General features: G+C 62.2%; 18 protein-coding genes and 1 tRNA gene. 14 read left to right on the top strand and 5 right to left on the bottom strand.

From position 1 onward, the window contains the following. Positions 1-305 precede the first annotated feature (305 nt). The 4 genes from PQU96_RS00540 to recG all read left to right on the top strand — a co-directional run bounded on the left by PQU96_RS00540 (position 306) and on the right by recG (position 4,665). Positions 306-1,151 carry a PhzF family phenazine biosynthesis protein gene (locus tag PQU96_RS00540; RefSeq protein WP_272770365.1) on the top strand — a complete coding sequence of 282 codons (846 nt, stop codon included), beginning with the start codon at positions 306-308 and terminating at the stop codon, positions 1,149-1,151. A 64-nt stretch (positions 1,152-1,215) separates the two neighbouring features. Continuing rightward, entirely contained in the window at positions 1,216-1,959 is a 744-nt protein-coding gene (locus PQU96_RS00545; RefSeq protein ID WP_272770366.1) for a metallophosphoesterase family protein, read from the top strand. Positions 1,960-2,096: 137 nt separating this feature from the next. After that, positions 2,097-2,528: a DUF2147 domain-containing protein gene (locus PQU96_RS00550; RefSeq protein WP_272770367.1), complete on the top strand. Its 432-nt coding sequence runs from the start codon at positions 2,097-2,099 to the stop codon at positions 2,526-2,528. An 88-nt stretch (positions 2,529-2,616) separates the two neighbouring features. Next, positions 2,617-4,665 carry an ATP-dependent DNA helicase RecG gene (gene recG, locus PQU96_RS00555; RefSeq protein WP_272770368.1) on the top strand — a complete coding sequence of 683 codons (2,049 nt, stop codon included), beginning with the start codon at positions 2,617-2,619 and terminating at the stop codon, positions 4,663-4,665. Between the two features lie 74 nt (positions 4,666-4,739). Here the strand turns inward: recG and PQU96_RS00560 are convergent, their stop codons facing one another. From PQU96_RS00560 to pstS, 5 genes are all read right to left on the bottom strand, one after another. Continuing rightward, positions 4,740-6,188, bottom strand: coding sequence for an inorganic phosphate transporter (locus tag PQU96_RS00560; RefSeq protein WP_272770369.1), 1,449 nt, complete (start codon positions 6,186-6,188; stop codon positions 4,740-4,742). A gap of 222 nt (positions 6,189-6,410) precedes the next feature. Continuing rightward, positions 6,411-7,175 carry a phosphate ABC transporter ATP-binding protein PstB gene (gene pstB / locus PQU96_RS00565; protein ID WP_047966920.1) on the bottom strand — a complete coding sequence of 255 codons (765 nt, stop codon included), beginning with the start codon at positions 7,173-7,175 and terminating at the stop codon, positions 6,411-6,413. A gap of 13 nt (positions 7,176-7,188) precedes the next feature. Further along, positions 7,189-8,061 (bottom strand): phosphate ABC transporter permease PstA, encoded by an 873-nt coding sequence (gene pstA / locus PQU96_RS00570; protein ID WP_272770678.1) that lies wholly within the window; start codon positions 8,059-8,061, stop codon positions 7,189-7,191. A 56-nt stretch (positions 8,062-8,117) separates the two neighbouring features. Next, on the bottom strand, positions 8,118-9,080 hold the full coding sequence (gene pstC / locus PQU96_RS00575) for a phosphate ABC transporter permease subunit PstC (RefSeq protein ID WP_272770370.1): 963 nt from the start codon (positions 9,078-9,080) through the stop codon (positions 8,118-8,120). A 79-nt stretch (positions 9,081-9,159) separates the two neighbouring features. Further along, on the bottom strand, positions 9,160-10,197 hold the full coding sequence (gene pstS / locus PQU96_RS00580; protein WP_272770371.1) for a phosphate ABC transporter substrate-binding protein PstS: 1,038 nt from the start codon (positions 10,195-10,197) through the stop codon (positions 9,160-9,162). A gap of 146 nt (positions 10,198-10,343) precedes the next feature. Between pstS and tpiA the strand changes: the two genes are divergently transcribed. The 10 genes from tpiA (at position 10,344) to nuoG (ending at position 18,459) form a co-directional block, all read left to right on the top strand. Continuing rightward, complete coding sequence (gene tpiA, locus PQU96_RS00585) at positions 10,344-11,090, top strand: triose-phosphate isomerase (protein WP_272770679.1); 747 nt, start codon at positions 10,344-10,346, stop codon at positions 11,088-11,090. 1 nt (position 11,091) lies between these two features. Next, positions 11,092-11,436 (top strand): preprotein translocase subunit SecG, encoded by a 345-nt coding sequence (gene secG, locus PQU96_RS00590; protein ID WP_272770372.1) that lies wholly within the window; start codon positions 11,092-11,094, stop codon positions 11,434-11,436. 18 nt (positions 11,437-11,454) lie between these two features. Next, positions 11,455-11,540, top strand: a tRNA-Leu gene (locus PQU96_RS00595). Between the two features lie 93 nt (positions 11,541-11,633). After that, the gene (locus tag PQU96_RS00600; RefSeq protein ID WP_047966923.1) at positions 11,634-11,990 is read left to right on the top strand and encodes an NADH-quinone oxidoreductase subunit A; all 357 of its coding nucleotides are present in this window, start codon (positions 11,634-11,636) and stop codon (positions 11,988-11,990) included. Then, positions 11,981-12,457: a NuoB/complex I 20 kDa subunit family protein gene (locus PQU96_RS00605; RefSeq protein ID WP_047966924.1), complete on the top strand. Its 477-nt coding sequence runs from the start codon at positions 11,981-11,983 to the stop codon at positions 12,455-12,457. The genes PQU96_RS00600 and PQU96_RS00605 overlap by 10 nt, the downstream gene beginning before the upstream one ends. A 9-nt stretch (positions 12,458-12,466) precedes the next feature. Next, positions 12,467-13,060, top strand: a complete 594-nt coding sequence (locus PQU96_RS00610; protein ID WP_047966925.1) for an NADH-quinone oxidoreductase subunit C — start codon at positions 12,467-12,469, stop codon at positions 13,058-13,060. Then, positions 13,053-14,306, top strand: a complete 1,254-nt coding sequence (locus PQU96_RS00615) for an NADH-quinone oxidoreductase subunit D (RefSeq protein ID WP_047966926.1) — start codon at positions 13,053-13,055, stop codon at positions 14,304-14,306. The genes PQU96_RS00610 and PQU96_RS00615 overlap by 8 nt, the downstream gene beginning before the upstream one ends. Next, entirely contained in the window at positions 14,306-14,806 is a 501-nt protein-coding gene (gene nuoE / locus PQU96_RS00620; RefSeq protein WP_272766386.1) for an NADH-quinone oxidoreductase subunit NuoE, read from the top strand. Before PQU96_RS00615 ends, nuoE begins: the two co-directional genes overlap by 1 nt. Continuing rightward, positions 14,806-16,101, top strand: coding sequence for an NADH-quinone oxidoreductase subunit NuoF (nuoF, locus tag PQU96_RS00625; protein WP_272770373.1), 1,296 nt, complete (start codon positions 14,806-14,808; stop codon positions 16,099-16,101). Before nuoE ends, nuoF begins: the two co-directional genes overlap by 1 nt. Before the next feature lie 3 nt (positions 16,102-16,104). Further along, the gene (gene nuoG, locus PQU96_RS00630; RefSeq protein WP_272770374.1) at positions 16,105-18,459 is read left to right on the top strand and encodes an NADH-quinone oxidoreductase subunit NuoG; all 2,355 of its coding nucleotides are present in this window, start codon (positions 16,105-16,107) and stop codon (positions 18,457-18,459) included.

Consider the following 18,459-nt stretch of genomic DNA (forward strand, 5'->3'; position numbering starts at 1 on the left):
CGTGAACGCTTGCGGCCGGACTGCGGCGGCGGGGTGGAGCCCGTCACCTCGGGGCGTTGCGAAATGCCATGAAAAACAGGCACATCGGTGTTGTGGTGCGCAGTGTAACAAATTTTTTACTTGCAGAAAAAATTCAGTATCCAGGATGCGGTGCCATTGTCATCGCTGGCGGAACAGGCTGTTCCGGCTGGCGTGCTTCTGGCCGCGCCACCGGCTGTGGCCTAATGGGGACTTTGCCGGGCGGGATGAAGCGTCCCCGGCGCTGCGGCCAACCTTGCTGGCAGCAGTCATTAACAGGAGCCACCATGAGCCGCAGTTATGCCTACCAGATCGTCAACGTGTTTGCCGAAAGCCGTTTCGGCGGCAATCCGCTGGCGGTGTTTACCGATGCGCGCGGGCTGGACGATGCCGACATGCAGCTGATCGCCCGCCAGTTCAACCTGTCGGAAACGGTGTTCCTGCTGCCGGGTGATGCCGAGGCCGCCGCCAGCCTGCGCATCTTCACCCCCAGCTACGAGCTGCCGTTTGCCGGCCATCCCACCATCGGCAGCGCCGCGGTGCTGCACGCGCTGCAGGGGCTGGGCGATGCCTTCGCTCTGCGTACCAGGGCAGGCTTGATTCCGATCCGCCGGCAGGACGGCGTGTTCCGCCTCACCGCGGTGGCGGCCACGCAGCGTGCGGCCAACCTTGTGCCGGACGATGCGGCGGCGATGCTGGGCCTGGCCGCCGGCGACATCGCCGCCGCGCCGGTGTGGGTGAACGCCGGCAGCGAGCAGCTGCTGATCCGCCTGGCCAGCCGCGAGGCGGTGCTGGCGGCGCGGCCGGTGCACGAGCTGTTCGTGCGCCACGCCACGCTGCACCCCGGGCGCAGCATCGCCTACCTGTGGCACGTGGCAAACCATGTCGGCACCGTGCGGCTGTTTTTCGAGCAGCAGGGTGCCGTCATCGAGGACCCGGGCACCGGCAGCGCCTGCGCCAACCTGGGCGGCTGGTGCGCGCTGAACGGGCTGGCGCCGCTGTCGTGGCGCATCGAGCAGGGCGAGGCGATCCAGCGGCCGAATGTGCTGTATCTGGACGTGGACGCCGCCGGCACGGTGCAGGTCGGCGGCAAGGTGCAGCAACTGGGCGAGGGCACGTTCCGCTTGCCCTGAGCGCGGTGGCTTGCCACTATCGACAAGCGGCCAGCCGGCCGCTTTGTCATTGGGAGAATCCGTCATGCTGCCCGATCGTTTTGCCGTCCTCTCCGACATCCACGGCAACCCGCCGGCCCTGCAGGCGGTGCTGGCTGACCTGCACGGTCGTGGCGTCCGCCACGCGGTGAACCTGGGCGACATCCTGTCCGGCCCGCTGTGGCCGGCGGAGACCGCCGACCTGCTGATGGGCCTGAACCTGCCGACCATCGCCGGCAACCACGAACGCCAGCTGCTGGCCTGCCAGAGCAAGCCCGGCGGCCCGTCCGACCAGTACGCCTTTGATCAGACCTCGCCGCTGCAGCGCGCGTGGCTGGCGTCGCTGCCCGGTGCGCTGCGGCTGGGCGACGTGCAGCTCACCCACGGCAGCCCGCACAGCGACCTGCAGTACCTGCTGGACGACATCGTTGCGGCCAACCTTGTGCCGGCCAACCACGAAACCGTCGCGCAGCGGCTGGGGCAGACCAGTGCCACGCTGGTGTTGTGCGGTCACAGCCACATGCCGCGCCTGCTGCAGCTGCCGGACGGCCCGCTGGTGCTGAACCCCGGAAGCGTGGGCCTGCCGGCCTACGACGACAGCGACGGCGGCTACCACCGCGTGCAGACCGGCGCGCCGCACGCCAGTTACGCGATTGCCGAGCGGGTGGCGGGGGGCTGGCAGGTGCAACTGTTGCGGATTGCCTACGACTGGCAGCAGGCCGCGCAACGGGCGGCAGACAACGGCCGGCCGGATTGGGCGGCCTGGCTGCAAAGCGGGATGGCGGCCTAGCGCCAGTTGCGGTCGCCTGAAATTCATACAAGTGATTGAACGATTGGCGTATCAGGGTTAGAGTCGTGACACCAAACTGGCGTTTGAAAAAGGCATGAGGGGTGCCGGCGCCGGACAACACGAGGGAGATACGCACCATGAAGACACTAACCCAGCTCGCTACCGTCACCGCCCTGTTGCTGGTCAGCCAGGCGGCACTGGCCGCCGGTGCCGGCGGCACCTGGAAAACCATCGACGACGAGACCAAGCAGGCCAAGGCGCTGGTGGAGATCAGCGAAAACGTCGGCGGCGAGCTGTCCGGCCGCATCGTGAAGCTGTTCGCCAATCCGGACGCGGTCTGCGACAAGTGCGACGGCCCGCTGAAGGGCAAGCCGGTGGTCGGCATGACTATCCTCACCGGTCTGAAAAAGGGCGGCGACGGCTGGGAGGGGGGCAAGATCCTCGACCCGAAATCCGGCAAGGTGTACAGCGCCAAGGCCAAGCTGGCCGAGGCCGGCAAGAAGCTGGAAGTGCGCGGCTTCATCGGCATGGCGCTGCTGGGCCGCACCCAGACCTGGGAACGCCAGTAAGCCAGTCAGCGCGGCCCGCGCGGCCGCAAGCGGTAGCAATCGACGGGACAGCTTGGGCTGTCCCGTTTTGCATGGGTACAATGCGGCCATGAACTCTCCTGCCGATATCGCCGGCCAGCCGCCGCTGGCCGCGCCCGCCACCGCCAAGAAACTGGAGAAGCTCGGCATCCGCCGCCGCTTCGACCTGGTGCTGCACCTGCCGCTGCGCTACGAGGACGAGACCCACCTCTACCCGATCGCGCAGGCGCCGTACGGCCAGGCGGTGCTGGTGGAGGGCGAGGTGACGCAGTGCGAGGTGCAGTTCCGCCCGCGGCGGCAGCTGGTGGTGCAGATCGAGGACAAGAGCGGCAAGCTGGTGCTGCGCTTCATCCACTTCTACGGCAGCACGCAGCAGCAGCTGGCCAAGGGCCGCCGCGTGCGGGCGCTGGGCGAGGTGCGCCGCGGCTTCTTCGGCGACGAGATGGTGCACCCCAAGATCCGCGAGGTGCACGAGGGCGATCCGCTGGCCGACAGCCTGACCCCGGTCTATCCGACGGTCAACGGCCTGACCCAGCCGGTGCTGCGCCGCCTGATCCACGCCGAACTGAAGGCGCAGCCGATGCCGGAGACGCTGCCGGACGACATCCGCCGCCGCCTGGGGCTGATGCCCTTCGCCGACGCGGTGCAGCTGTTGCACCGCCCCGGCCCCGAGTATTCCGCCACCCAGCTCACCGACGGCAACCTGCCGGCGTGGCAGCGGTTGAAGTTCGACGAGCTGCTGGCGCAGCAGCTGTCGATGCGTCTGGCCTACCGCGCGCGGCGGCAGGGCACAGCGCCGGTGATCGCCGGCGACGGCAGCCTGCGCGCGCGGCTTGCGGCCAACCTTCCGTTCGCTCTGACCTGCGCGCAGCAGAAAGTTCTGGCCGAGATCGTCACCGATCTGGCGCTGGCGCATCCGATGAACCGCCTGCTGCAGGGCGACGTCGGCAGCGGCAAGACCATCGTGGCGGCGATGGCGGCGCTGGCGGCGATCGAGGCCGGCTTCCAGGTGGCGCTGATGGCGCCGACCGAGATCCTGGCAGAGCAGCACTACGTGAAGCTGGCCGCCTGGCTCGCGCCGCTGGGCATCGACGTGGCCTGGCTGTCCGGCAGCCTGCGCAAGAAGGCGCGTGGCGAGATGGCGGCCAAGATTGCCGGCGGCGAGGCGCGGCTGGCGGTGGGCACCCACGCGCTGTTCCAGGACGACGTTGCCTTCAGCCGGCTGGGGCTGGTGATCGTCGACGAGCAGCACCGCTTCGGCGTCGGCCAGCGTCTGGCCCTGCAGCAGAAGGGCGCCGAGCCGCACCAGCTGATGATGTCGGCGACGCCGATCCCGCGCACGCTGGCGATGAGTTTCTACGCCGATCTGGACGTATCGGTAATCGACGAGCTGCCACCGGGGCGCACGCCCATCGTCACCAAGCTGATCAACGCCGACCGCCGTGACGAGGTGGTGCGCTTCGTCGACAAGGCCTGCCGCGAGGGCAACCAGGTGTACTGGGTGTGCCCGCTGATCGAGGAGTCGGAAACGCTGCAGCTGCAGACCGCGGTCGATACCCACGCGGTGCTGGTGGAAGACCTGCCGCAGTGGGGCGTCGGGCTGGTGCACGGCCGCATGAAGGCGGCCGAAAAGGCCGAGGTGATGGGCCGCTTCATCCGCAACGAGCTGCAGCTGCTGGTGGCGACCACGGTGATCGAGGTCGGCGTCGACGTGCCCAACGCCAGCCTGATGGTGATCGAACACGCCGAGCGCATGGGCCTGGCGCAGCTGCACCAGCTGCGCGGCCGGGTAGGGCGGGGCGCGGCGAAGAGCAGCTGCGTGCTGCTGTTCGAGACGCCGCTGTCGGAGCTGGCCAAGGCACGGCTGAAGGTGATCTACGAGAACACCGACGGTTTCGAGATCGCGCGCCAGGACCTGAACATCCGCGGCCCCGGCGAGTTCCTCGGCGCGCGTCAGAGCGGCCTGCCGATGCTGCGTTTTGCCGATCTGGAGGCCGACATCGAGCTGCTGGAGGCGGCGCGCGAACTGGCACCGCAGCTGTTGCAAGGTTGGCCGCAACACGCGCAGGCGCATCTGGCGCGCTGGCTGGCCGGGCGCGAGCACTTTCTCAAGGCCTGACGCGGCTTGCGGCCAACCTTGCGCCATGAAAAAGGGCTGCCCGCAGGCAGCCCTTTTTGTTTGCAGCGTCGTGCTTACACGAACAGCTTCACGCCGACGTAGTACAGGCTGATCGCCAGACCCATGCTCACCGGCAGGGTCAGTACCCAGGTGATGATGATGGTCTTGATGGTGCCGGCCTGGATACCGGAGCGGTTGACCACCATGGTGCCGGCGACGGCACTGGACAGGATCTGGGTGGTGGACACCGGCGCGCCGATCAGGCTGGCGAGGCCGATGGACAGGGCAGACATGGTCTGTGCCGCCATGCCCTGTGCGTAGGTCATGTCCTTCTTGCCGATCTTCTCGCCTACGGTGTTGACCACGCGTTTCCAGCCGATCATGGTGCCGAGGCCGATCGCCAGCGCCACGGCGACGATCACCCAGGTCGGGGCGTATTCGGTGGTCTGGGTCAGGTCTTTCTGGATGCCCTTCAGCTGCTTCTGGTCGACGTCGTTGAGGCTAGGCACCTTGCTGATCTTCTTGGCGCCGTCGTTAAGGCAGATCAGCTGGGTACGCACGTCCCAGCGCTGCGCTTCCGGCAGGGTCTGGAACGATTTGGCGTCGCCGATTGCGCTCAGCAGCGCGCCGGTTTCTTCCACGATCTTCGACGGTTCACACTGGTGGTTGCCCTTGGCCGGGTACTTCAGGTCGACGATGACCTGGTTGCGCTGGTACAGCTCTTTCAGCTGGATGGCGGCGATCTTGGTGTGTTCGATCTGGATCGGTTCGGCTTCGAGGTTGACCACGAAGTGGGCCGGTGCCAGCGCGATCAGCACCAGCATCACCAGGCCTACGCCCTTCTGGCCGTCGTTGGAGCCGTGGGTGAAGCTCATGCCCATCGACGATACGATCAGCATGAAACGTGCCCAGAATGGTGGATGCTTGCGGCCTTCGATCTGCTGGCGCTGGAATGGCGATTTGTGGATGTTGGACAGCGGGCGCAGCTTCATCAGTACGAACAGCATCAGGCCGGCGAGGGTGGCGCCGAACAGTGGCGAGACCAGCAGCGAGGCGAACACGTCGATGGCCTTGCTCCAGTTGATGCCGTTGACAATGGAGTCGCCGGTCAGCAGCGCGTTGCCGATGCCGACACCGAGGATGGCGCCGATCAGGGTGTGCGAGCTGGACGCCGGGATGCCGAAGTACCAGGTGCCGAGGTTCCACACGATGGCGGAGGTGAGCAGCGCGAACACCATCACCATGCCCTGCGCCGAGTTGATGTTCAGCAGCAGGTCGGTCGGGATCAGGTTGACGATGGCGTAGGCCACGGCCAGGCCGCCAAAGAACACGCCGAGGAAGTTGAAGAGGCCGGACAGCAGCACGGCGGTCTGCGGCTTCATCGACTGGGTGTAGATGACGGTCGCAACGGCGTTGGCGGTGTCGTGAAAGCCGTTGATGAATTCAAAGGCGAGCACGAAGGTGATCGACAGCACCAGCGTGATCGCGAGCGGCGTGTCGAGTCCCGAAAGAAGTTCCAGCATGATTGATGTGTAAGGCGTTATCCGAAAGGCGGGATTCTTGGGGTTGGCAGATGACACGTCAAGGGCTTGTAACAATCTTTTTGCGGTGCGTCCGAAATGTGCCAAAGGCATGAGTTTACGGCTTGACAGTGTTGTATTTTGGCAGGGTTTAGTGGCTTGATTTGAAAAGAAAAATGCCTCCGTTCTGGAGGCATTTGAGGGGCTGTAATAAAACAGTAATATTCAGCCGAATTTGCCGGTGATGTAGTCTTCGGTTTCCTTGCGCTTGGGCGCGGTGAAGATATCGTCGGTGGCGCCGAACTCCATCAGCTCGCCCAGGTACATGTAGGCGGTGTAGTCGGACACGCGGGCCGCCTGCTGCATGTTGTGGGTGACGATGGCGATGGTGTAGTCCTGCTTCAGCTCGTGGATCAGTTCCTCGATGTGCGCGGTGGAGATCGGGTCCAGTGCCGAGGTCGGTTCGTCCAGCAGCAGCACTTCCGGGCGGGTGGCGACGCCACGCGCGATGCACAGGCGCTGTTGCTGGCCGCCGGACAGCGAGTTGCCGGACTGCTTCAGCTTGTCCTTCACCTCGTTCCACAGCGCCGCCTTGCGCAGCGCCCATTCCACACGATCGTCCATCTCGCTGCGCGACAGGTTTTCGTACAGCTTCACGCCGAAGGTGATGTTGTCGTAGATCGACATCGGGAACGGCGTCGGCTTCTGGAACACCATGCCGACGCTGGCGCGCAGCATGTTCACGTCGACCGATTTGGCGAGGATGTTCTGGTTGTCGAGCAGGATCTCGCCTTCGGCGCGCATGCCGGGATACAGCTCGAACATGCGGTTGAAGGTGCGCAGCAGCGTCGATTTGCCACAGCCGGACGGCCCGATGAAGGCGGTGACCTTGCCGGCCGGGATGTCGAGGTTGACCTTCTTCAGCGCGAGGAAGTTGCCGTAGTAAAAGTTGAGGTCTTTTACCTTGAGCTTGATTGCTTGTTCAGTCATGGTGCGTCAAGCCTTAATGAGATTGGGTTTTCTGACTGCCCAGCCAGCGGGCAACGATGTTCAGGGTCAGTACGCTGAGCGTGATCAGCAGGGCGCCGGCCCAGGCAAGGGCGTGCCAGTCTTCGTACGGGCTCATCGCGAACTGGAAGATCACGATCGGCAGGTTGGCCATCGGCTGGTTCATGCCGCTCCAGAACTGGTTGTTCAGCGCGGTGAACAGCAGCGGTGCGGTCTCGCCGGAAATGCGGGCCACCGCCAGCAGGATGCCGGTGATCACGCCGGCCTTGGCCGAGCGCAGCGTCACGTACATGGTCACCTTCCACTGCGGGGCGCCGAGTGCGATCGCCGCTTCGCGCAGGCTGTTCGGTACCAGGCGCAGCATGTTCTCGGTGGTGCGCACCACGACCGGGATCACCAGCAGCGACAGCGCCAGCGCGCCGGCCCAGCCGGAGAAGTGGCCCATGGTCACCACGTACATCTCGTAGATGAACAGGCCGATGACGATGGAAGGTGCCGACAGCAGGATGTCGTTGATGAAGCGGGTGGCGGGTGCCAGCCAGCCGCGATCGCCGAATTCCGCCAGGTACACGCCGGCGAGGATGCCGATCGGGGTGCCGAGCAGGGTGCCGAAGAAGGTCATCTTCAGCGAGCCGGCGATGGCGTTGATCAGGCCGCCAGCGGAGCCGGGCGGCGGCGTGATCTTGGTGAACACGTCCATGCTCATGCCGGCCAGGCCGTGGGCGAGCAGGGTGTACAGGATCCACGCCAGCCAGAACAGGCCGAACCCCATCGCCAGCAGCGAAGCGGTCATGTTGAAGCCGTTGACGAAACGGCGTCGGGCGTAGATGGCGTTGTTGCGCGAATTTTTGCTTGGTTGTGCCGACATGGTGCGATCCGTGTTGGGCGAACGGGCGGTCAGGGTGGTAGTCATCATGCTCCCGCTCAGGAATTACGGCCTTCCTGCTTCTTCAGTTGCAGCAGCAGCAACTTGGAGCAGGACAGTACGACAAAGGTGATGAAGAACAGGATCAGGCCGAGCTCGATCAGCGCCGCCATGTGGAATTCGCCGGTCGCTTCGGCAAATTCGTTGGCCAGTGCCGAGGCAATCGAGTTGCCGGCATCGAACAGGCTGGTGGACAGGTTGGTGGAGTTGCCGATCACGAAGGTGACCGCCATGGTCTCGCCCAGCGCACGACCCAGCCCCAGCATGATGCCGCCGATGACGCCGGTCTTGGTGTAGGGCAGGACCACGTTGCGCACCACTTCCCAGGTGGTGCCACCCAGGCCGTAGGCGGATTCCTTCAGCATTGGCGGTACTACTTCGAACACGTCGCGCATTACCGAGGCGATGAACGGAATCACCATGATCGCCAGGATCAGGCCGGCGGTGAAGATGCCGATACCCATCGGCGCGCCCTGGAACAGGAAGCCGATCAGCGGCCATTCACCCAGGTTTTCCATGACCCATGGCTGCACGTGGTCGCCGAACAGCGGCGCGAATACGAACAGGCCCCACATGCCGTAGATGATGGACGGGATGCCGGCCAGTAGTTCCACCGCGATGCCCAGCGGGCGCTTGAGCAGCGGCGGGCAGATTTCGGTCAGGAAGATGGCAATGCCGAAGCTGACCGGAACCCCGATCAGCAACGCGATAAAGGAGGTGACCAGCGTGCCGAAGATCGGCACCACTGCGCCGAAGTTTTCCGATACCGGATCCCATTCGGTGCTGGTCAGGAAGCCCCAGCCAAAGTGCCGGATGCTGGGCATGGCGCCGATGACAAGCGAGATCAGGATGCCGACCAGCAGTGCCAGCACCAGGAAGGCAAAAAACCGGGTGGTCACGCGGAACAGCGAGTCCAGCATCATCTGGCGCTTCGGGTTGGCGCTGTTGCTTAGTTTTTCCATGAAAATCTCTTGGTCTGATTGGCAGACAAAAAGCCGAGGAGTCTCTCCCCGGCTTGTACTTCAGTCCTGCGGCTGCAGATTACTTCCAGACCGGGGCGCCGGAGGTGGCGGTGATCTGCTTCCAGCTGCTGCGGATGACTGTCTTCACATTGGCAGGCATCGGCACATAGTCAAGCTGGGTGGCAATGGCGTCGCCGCCCTTGTAGGCCCAGTCGAAGAACTTCAGCGCTTCCTGTGCCTGTTCCGGCTTGTCCTGTTTCTTATGCATCAGGATGAAGGTCGCACCGGAGATCGGCCAGCTGTCCTTGCCAGGCTGGTTGGTCAGGATCAGGTAGAAGCCCGGTGCCTTGGCCCAGTCGGCGTTGGCCGCAGCCGCCTTGAAGGTGCTGTCGTCCGGATTCACGAAGGTGCCGGCGGCATTCTGTACCTGGGTGTGGGCAATCTTGTTCTGCTTGGCGTAGGCGTATTCCACGTAGCCGATGGCGCCCTTGATGCGGGTCACGTAGTTGGCCACGCCTTCGTTGCCCTTGCCACCGACACCTGTCTTCCAGTTAACGGCCGTGTTTTCACCGATAGAGGACTTCCACTCCGGCGACACCTTGGACAGATAGTTGGTGAAGATGAAGGTGGTGCCGGAGCCGTCGGAGCGGCGTACCACGGTAATCTTCTGGTCAGGCAGCTTCACGCCCGGGTTCAGCTTGCCGATGGCGGCATCGTTCCAGTTGGCAACCTTGCCAAGGTAGATGTCGGCCAGCAGCGGGCCGGTCAGTTTCAGCTGGCCGGCGCCGATGCCCGGTACGTTGACTACCGGAACCACGCCGCCGATCACGGTTGGGAACTGGGTCAGACCGTGCTTGCTCAGCTCTTCCGGCTTCAGCGGCATGTCGGAGGCGCCGAAGTCAACGGTCTTGGACTGGATCTGTTTGATACCGCCACCCGAGCCGATCGACTGGTAGTTCATGTTGTTGTTGGTCTGTGCCTTGTACGCTTCCGCCCACTTGGCGTACAGCGGATACGGGAAGGTGGCACCGGCACCGGTGATGTCAGCCGCAAACACATTGCTTGCAACAAAACCGGAAACCGCCAGCGCGGCAGCCCAACGAATAGAATGTTTCATGCTTGCTCCTAGAGTTCACGACTTGTTTCGATGTGCGCATCCTAAGGGAGGCTCTTTGCAGAAATATTACAGTCATGACCATGCACAGCAATGTAGTACCCGCTGATATAATTTGCCCATTAAAAACAGCACTCGGGGTATTCGGCATGACGGGCAAACTGGTAATCGGCAACTGGAAGATGAACGGACGGCTTGCGGCCAACCTTGCGCTGCTCGACGCGCTGCAGGCCAATGCGGCCGTGCAGGCGGCCCAGGTGGCGGTGGCGCCGCCGTTTGCCTACCTTGGCCAGGCCGCGACCGTGCTGGCAGGCAGCAATATCGCGCTGGCGGCGCAGGATGTCAGTGCCTTTGACAAGGATGGTGCCTATACCGGCGAGGTCAGCGCCGCGATGCTGGCCGATGTCGGCTGTCGCTATGTGCTGATCGGCCACTCCGAGCGCCGCCAGTACTTTGCCGAAGACCATGCCTTGCTGGCGCGCAAGCTGCAGGCGGCCGTCGCCGCCGGTCTGATCCCGGTCTACTGCGTGGGCGAGACGCTGGCCGAGCGCGAGGCTGATGCTTATAAGGCGGTTATTGCGGAACAGCTGGCGGTGCTGGGGGCATTGGCCGGTCACGACTATGTGGTGGCGTACGAGCCGGTGTGGGCCATCGGCACCGGCAAGGTGGCCAGCGTCGAGCAGATCGACGAGGTGCACCAGTTTATCCGGGAAACCGTGTTGCAATGCCATGGGGCTTCTGATAGTATTCGCGTCCTCTACGGAGGCAGCGTCAAGGCAGACAATGCGGATGCGATTTTATCGCTGCAAAGTGTCGGTGGCGCCTTGGTTGGCGGGGCATCCTTGGATGTTGAGAGCTTTGGGCGAATTTGCCAGGCTGCTAAAATAACGGTATAGTATGGAACTTCTGAATACATTAGCACTCGTCGCCATGTTGGTTTCTGCGCTGGCGATCATCATTCTTGTCCTGATGCAGCATGGCAAGGGTGCGGATATGGGTGCTGCTTTCGGTAGTGGTGCATCGGGTAGTCTGTTTGGTGCCACCGGTTCCGCGAATTTTCTGAGTAGGGCTACTGCGATTGCGGCAGTCGTATTCTTCTCGTCCTTGATGGTTATTGGTTTCTTTCACTCCTCGGCCAAGACGGAATTGGGCGTGATGGGTGGAGTATCCAGCCAGTCTGCATCGCCAATCCCGGGTGGCGCGGATAAAAGCAAGGCCTCTGGTTCTGTGATTCCAGAGTAAAAATTGAGTTTGTATAGTGCCGACATGGTGGAATTGGTAGACACGCTATCTTGAGGGGGTAGTGGCCATAGGCTGTGTGAGTTCGAGTCTCACTGTCGGCACCACATTCAAAAAACAGGCCATCGGGAAACCGGTGGCCTGTTTTACTTGGAGCCAAGGAGGTCTTTGACCTCCTTTCTTTTAGAGGTGCGCGGGAAATGCTGCAAAATTACTTTCCCATTCTGATGTTCGTTGTCGTCGGCCTGCTGGTTGGCGTCGGTCCATTGCTTCTGGGGTGGCTGTTGGCCCCGAATCGTCCTGATCCTGAAAAGCTTTCTCCATACGAATGCGGCTTCGAAGCTTTCGAAGATGCGCGTATGAAGTTTGACGTCCGGTACTACTTGGTCGCCATTCTTTTCATTCTCTTCGATCTGGAAATTGCCTTTCTCTTTCCGTGGGCGGTTGTGCTCAAAGAACTGGGCATGTATGGCTTCGGCGTCATGATTGAGTTCATCACGGTGCTGACCATCGGTTTCGTCTACATGTGGAAAAAGGGAGCTCTGGAATGGGAGTAGAAGGCGTTCTTGAAAAGGGCTTTGTCACCACCACGGCTGACAAGCTCATTAACTGGACCCGTACTGGTTCCCTGTGGCCGATGACCTTCGGTCTGGCCTGCTGTGCGGTGGAGATGATGCATGCGGGTGCCGCTCGTTATGACCTCGACCGTTTCGGTATCGTGTTCCGTCCTAGTCCACGTCAGTCCGATCTGATGATTGTCGCCGGTACTCTGTGCAACAAGATGGCTCCGGCCTTGCGCAAGGTGTACGACCAGATGGCCGAGCCACGCTGGGTCATTTCCATGGGCTCCTGTGCCAATGGCGGCGGCTACTATCACTACTCTTATTCTGTCGTTCGCGGCTGTGATCGTATTGTTCCGGTTGATGTTTACGTGCCGGGCTGTCCGCCGACTGCAGAGGCGTTGCTTTACGGCATCATCCAGCTGCAGAACAAGATCAAGCGTACCAATACTATCGCCCGCTGAGGTTAAACCATGGCATCCAGAATGGAAGTGCTCAAGTCGGCGGTAGAGCGTGTGCTTGGCGACAAGGTTGTATCGGCCAAGATTGCGCTCGGTGAGCTGACTATCGTCTGTAAATCCGTGAACGTGACCGAAGCAATGACCACATTGCGCGATCACCCAGAGCTGGCGTTCGAGCAGTGTATCGACGTCTGCGGCATGGACTACAGCACCTACCAAGACCAACCACAAGACGGCCCGCGTTTTGCGGTGGTTTATCATTTGCTGTCCCTGACGCACAACACCCGCCTGCGGGTGCGCGTGTTTGCGGAAGATGACGATTTCCCGGTCGTGCCGAGCGTGGTGGAAATCTGGAATACCGCCAACTGGTTCGAGCGCGAGGCGTTCGACCTGTTCGGCATCATCTTCGAAGGCCACCCGGACCTTCGTCGCATCCTTACCGACTACGGTTTTGTCGGTCATCCGTTCCGCAAGGACTTCCCGCTGTCCGGTCATGTCGAAATGCGCTACGACGCAGCTCAGCAGCGCGTGATCTACCAGCCGGTCACCATCGAACCGCGTGAGATTACCCCACGCATCATTCGCGAGGAGAACTACGGTGGCTGATATCCGTAACTACACCCTGAACTTCGGTCCGCAGCACCCGGCCGCGCACGGCGTGTTGCGCCTAGTGCTGGAGCTGGATGGCGAAGTGGTACAGCGTGCCGACCCGCATATCGGCCTGCTGCACCGCGGCACCGAGAAGCTGGCCGAGAGCAAGACTTTCATCCAGTCGCTGCCGTACATGGACCGCCTCGACTACGTGTCGATGATGTGCAACGAGCACGCCTACTGCCTGGCGATCGAAAAGCTGGCCGGCATCGAAGTGCCGGAGCGTGCCCAGTACATCCGCGTGATGTTTGCCGAGATCACCCGTATCCTCAACCACCTGTTGTGGATCGGCGCGCACTCCATCGACATCGGCGCGATGACCATGTTCCTGTACGCGTTCCGTGAGCGCGAGGACCTGATGGACTGCTACGAGGCAGTCTCCGGTGCCCGTCTGCACGCTGCCTACTTCCGTCCGGGCGGTGTTTATCGCGACCTGCCGGACAGCATGCCGCAGTACAAGGCGTCCAAGATCCGCAACGCCAAGGAAATCGCACGCCTGAACGAGACCCGCAAGGGCTCGATGCTCGATTTCATCGAAGACTTCACCAACCGTTTCCCGGCCTGTGTCGACGACTACGAGACTCTGCTCACCGATAACCGTATCTGGAAGCAGCGTACCGTCGGTATCGGCGTGGTTACCCCGGAACGTGCCAAGAACCTGGGCATGACCGGTCCGATGCTGCGTGGTTCCGGCATTGCCTGGGACCTGCGCAAGATGCAGCCGTACGACGTGTACGACCGCATGGAATTCGACATTCCGGTTGGCGTCACCGGCGACTGCTACGACCGCTATCTGGTGCGTGTCGAGGAAATGCGCCAGTCCAACCGCATCATCCAGCAGTGCGTAAAGTGGCTGAAGGCCAACCCTGGCCCTGTCATCACCGACAACCACAAGTTCGCCCCGCCTAGCCGCGAAGACATGAAGAGCAATATGGAGGAGCTGATCCACCATTTCAAACTCTTCACCGAAGGCATGCATGTGCCGGAAGGCGAAGCGTACGCCGCTGTAGAGCATCCAAAAGGCGAGTTCGGTATCTATCTGGTATCCGATGGCGCCAACAAACCTTATCGTCTGAAAATCCGTGCGCCGGGCTATGCCCATCTGGCCAGTCTGGATGAAATGTCTCGTGGCCACATGATCGCCGACGTTGTCGCGATCATTGGTACTCAGGACGTGGTATTTGGGGAGATCGACCGCTGATGCTATCCGCACAATCGCTTGCAAAAATTGACTACGAACTGGCCAAGTATCCTGCCGACCAGTTCCGGTCTGCCATCATGGGTGCGTTGCGCATTGCACTGGTCGAGCGTCGTGAAACCGGCAACACGCCGGAAGAGCGCTGCCTCAATGCCGACGTGATCGAATTCGTGGCCAACTACGTGGGCATCCCGCCGGTTGCCGCCTACGAAGTCGCCACCTTCTACAACATGTACGACATGAAGCCGGTCGGCAAATACAAGCTGACCGTCTGCACCAACCTGCCTTGCGCGCTGCAAGGCGGCGTCAATGCCGCGCACTACATCGGTGAAAAGCTGGGTATCGGCATCGGTGAAACCACCGCCGACGGCAAGTTCACCCTGCTGGAAGGGGAGTGCATGGGCGCCTGTGGCGACGCACCGGTACTGCTGGTGAATAACCACAAAATGTGCAGCTTCATGACGCGCGAAGCTATCGATAAGAAACTGGCGGAGTTGGAATAATGGCAGTTTTCGTCAATGGCGTGATTTTCGAGGGCGTGGACACCGCCACTCCGGACTGCTGGCGCCTCGAGGCCTACATGGCTCGCGGTGGCTATCAGGCCCTCAAGAAGATTCTGGATAACAAGATCCCCCAGGAAGACGTGATCGCCGAAGTGAAGAACTCCGGTCTGCGTGGTCGTGGTGGTGCAGGTTTCCCGACCGGTCTGAAGTGGAGCTTCATGCCGCGTTCCTTCCCGGGTGACAAGTACGTCGTCTGCAATACAGATGAGGGCGAACCGGGCACGTTCAAGGATCGCGACATCATCATCTACAACCCGCACGCGCTGATCGAAGGCATGATCATTGCCGGCTACGCGATGGGTTGCAAGGCGGGTTACAACTACATCCACGGTGAAATCTTCGAGGCCTACGAGCTGTTCGAAGAGGCGCTGGACGAGGCACGCAAGGCCGGCCTCCTGGGACAGAACATCCTCGGTACCGACTTCAGCTTCGACCTGTTCGCGCACCACGGTTACGGCGCCTACATCTGCGGCGAAGAAACCGCGCTGCTGGAGTCGCTGGAAGGCAAGAAAGGCCAGCCGCGCTTCAAGCCGCCGTTCCCGGCCAGCTTCGGCTTGTACGGCAAGCCGACCACCATCAACAACACCGAGTCGTTCGCGTCCGTGCCGTTCATCATCCGTGACGGCGGCCAGAAGTTCCTGGAAGCGGGCAAGCCGAACAACGGCGGTACCAAGCTGTTCTCCATCTCCGGTCACGTCAACCGTCCGGGCAACTACGAGATTCCGCTGGGCACCCCGTTCGCCACGCTGTTGGAAATGGCAGGCGGCATGAAGGACGGCAAGAAGCTGAAGGCAGTGATTCCGGGCGGTTCGTCCGCACCTGTACTGCCAGGCGACGTGATGATGGAACTGACCATGGATTACGACAGTATTTCCAAGGCCGGTTCGATGCTGGGTTCCGGCGCCGTCATCGTGATGAACGAGGACGTGTGCATGGTCAAGGCGCTGGAGCGTCTGGCCTACTTCTATCACGAAGAGTCCTGCGGCCAGTGCACGCCATGCCGTGAAGGCACCGGCTGGCTGTACAAGGTGATCCATCGCATCGCCAACGGCGAAGGCCGTGACGGCGATCTGGAGCTGTTGGAATCTGTCGGGAACAATATGGCGGGCCGCACGATTTGCGCCCTGGCTGACGCAGCCGTGTTCCCTGTTCGTAGTTTCACCAAGCACTTCCGCAATGAGTTTGAACATCTCATTAAGCACAAGAAGGCCTTGGTGGATCACAAATGGTGTTGAGCGATGCTTGAAATCGAAATCGACGGAAAAAAACTGACGGTCAATCAGGGCATCACCATCATGGATGCTGCCCATACCGCCGGTACACATATTCCTCACTTCTGCTACCACAAGAAACTGTCCATTGCGGCCAACTGCCGCATGTGCCTGGTGGAAGTCGAGAAGGCACCGAAGCCGCTGCCGGCCTGTGCCACTCCGGTAACCGACGGCATGAAGGTGCATACCGCCTCGCCACTGGCCAAGAAGGCCCAGGCTGGCGTGATGGAATTCCTGCTGATCAACCACCCGCTGGATTGCCCGATCTGCGACCAGGGCGGCGAATGCCAGCTGCAGGATCTGGCCGTGGGCTACGGTAATTCCTCGTCCCGCTATCAGGAAGAAAAACGCGCCGTGGTCGGCAAGGACATGGGGCCGCTGGTTTCCGCCGAGGAAATGAGCCGCTGCATCCATTGCACCCGCTGCGTCCGCTTTACCGAAGAGATCGGTGGCTACCAGGAAATCGGGATGGCCAACCGCAGCGAATTCTCGGAAATCCTGCCGTTCCTCGGCAAGACCGTGAATTCGGAAATCTCCGGCAACGTGATCGACCTGTGCCCGGTCGGCGCGCTGACTTCCAAGCCGTTCCGCTACGCCACCCGTGCCTGGGAGCTGTCGCGCCGCAAGTCGGTCAGCCCGCATGACGGTCTGGGCAGCAACCTGATCGTTCAGGTCAAGCAGAACCAGGTAATGCGCGTACTGCCGCTGGAAAACGAAGACATCAACGAGTGCTGGATCGCCGACCGCGACCGTTTCTCGTACGAAGGCCTGAACAGCGCCGAGCGCCTGCAGAAGCCGATGATCAAGTTTGACGGCAAGTGGCACGAAACCGACTGGCAGACGGCACTGGACTACGTGGTCAAGGGCCTCAACGGCGTGGCCAACGACCACGGCAAGGACGCCATCGGCTTCCTGGCCAGCCCGCACAGCACTACCGAAGAACTGTACCTGGCGCAGAAACTGGCGCGCAGCTTCGGCGTGAACAATATCGATGCCGCGCTGCGTCGCAGCGACAAGCGTGTCGTCGCTGCCCAGCAGGGCGCGCTGTGGCTGGGTTCCAGCATCGTCGAGCTGCTGGCCGCCAAGTCGGTACTGATGGTGGGTTCCACCCAGCGCACGGAACAGCCGTTGCTGGCATCGCGTCTGCGCCAGTCGGTCAAGAAGGGCATGGCACTGAACGTGATCCATACCAGCGACGACGACCTGCTGACCCGCGTCAACGCCAAGCTGATCGTGTCGCCGCTGGCGCTGGTCAACGCGCTGGCCCAGGTGCTGAAAGCCGCGGTGGAAATCAAGTCCGCGTCGACCACGCTGGACCTGTCTGCGGCCAACGTTGGCGCCGAGGCACGCGCGATTGCCGACAGCCTGTGCGCCGCCGAATCCGCTGCCGTGGTGCTGGGCAACGTGGCACAGCATCACCCGGCATTTGCCGAGCTGCTGTCGCTGGCCCAGGAAATCGGCCGCGTGACCGGCGCCCGTTTCGGTATCGCTGCCGAAGCCGCCAACAGCGTCGGTGCCGACATTGCCGGTGTCAATCCGCAACGTGGCCCGATGGGCAACGCCGTGACTGCCGGTCTCGCCGCAAGCGAAATGCTGGCTGCGCCGCGCAAGGCTTACGTGCTGCTCAACAGCGAGATCGAAGCCGACGCCTACAACAGCCAGCAGGCCGTGGCCGCGATGAAGCAGGCAGCCACCGTGATTGCGCTGACTGCATTCAAGGGTGAGGCACTGCTGGACTACGCCGACGTGCTGCTGCCGATCGCGCCGTTCTCCGAAACCGCCGGTTCCTTCGTCAACATGGAAGGCAAGCTGCAGCCGTTCAACGGTGTGGTGCGTCCGCTGGGCGAGACTCGTCCGGCCTGGAAAGTGCTGCGCGTACTGGGCAACATGCTCAACCTGTCCGGCTTTGACTTCAACAGCGCGGAAGACGTGCGTGCCGAACTGCTGGCGCAAGGCGACATCGCCGCGGCACTGAACAACCAGCTGAGCAGTGTTGCGGCCAACGTTGCTGCCGGCGACGCGCTGGTGCGTATCGGTGAAGTGCCGATGTACCAGGCCGATGCCATCTGCCGCCGTGCCGGCTCGCTGCAGAAGACCGCCGCGGCCGCCGCGCCCGTGATTGCCCTCAACCCGCAAGACATCGCCAAACTGGGTCTGGAAGCAGGTCAGCCTGCCATCGTCAGCCAGGGTGAGGCCGAAGTTCGCCTGCAACTGGTAGCCGACGCTGCCGTTGCCGCCGGTGCGGTCCGTGTCGCTGCTGCCCATCCGGCAACGCAGGCACTGGGTGGTCTGTTCGAACCGATTCAGATCAAGCGAGGATAA

It is taken from the genome of Vogesella margarita (assembly GCF_028548475.1).
GTDB classification, from domain to species: domain Bacteria; phylum Pseudomonadota; class Gammaproteobacteria; order Burkholderiales; family Chromobacteriaceae; genus Vogesella; species Vogesella margarita.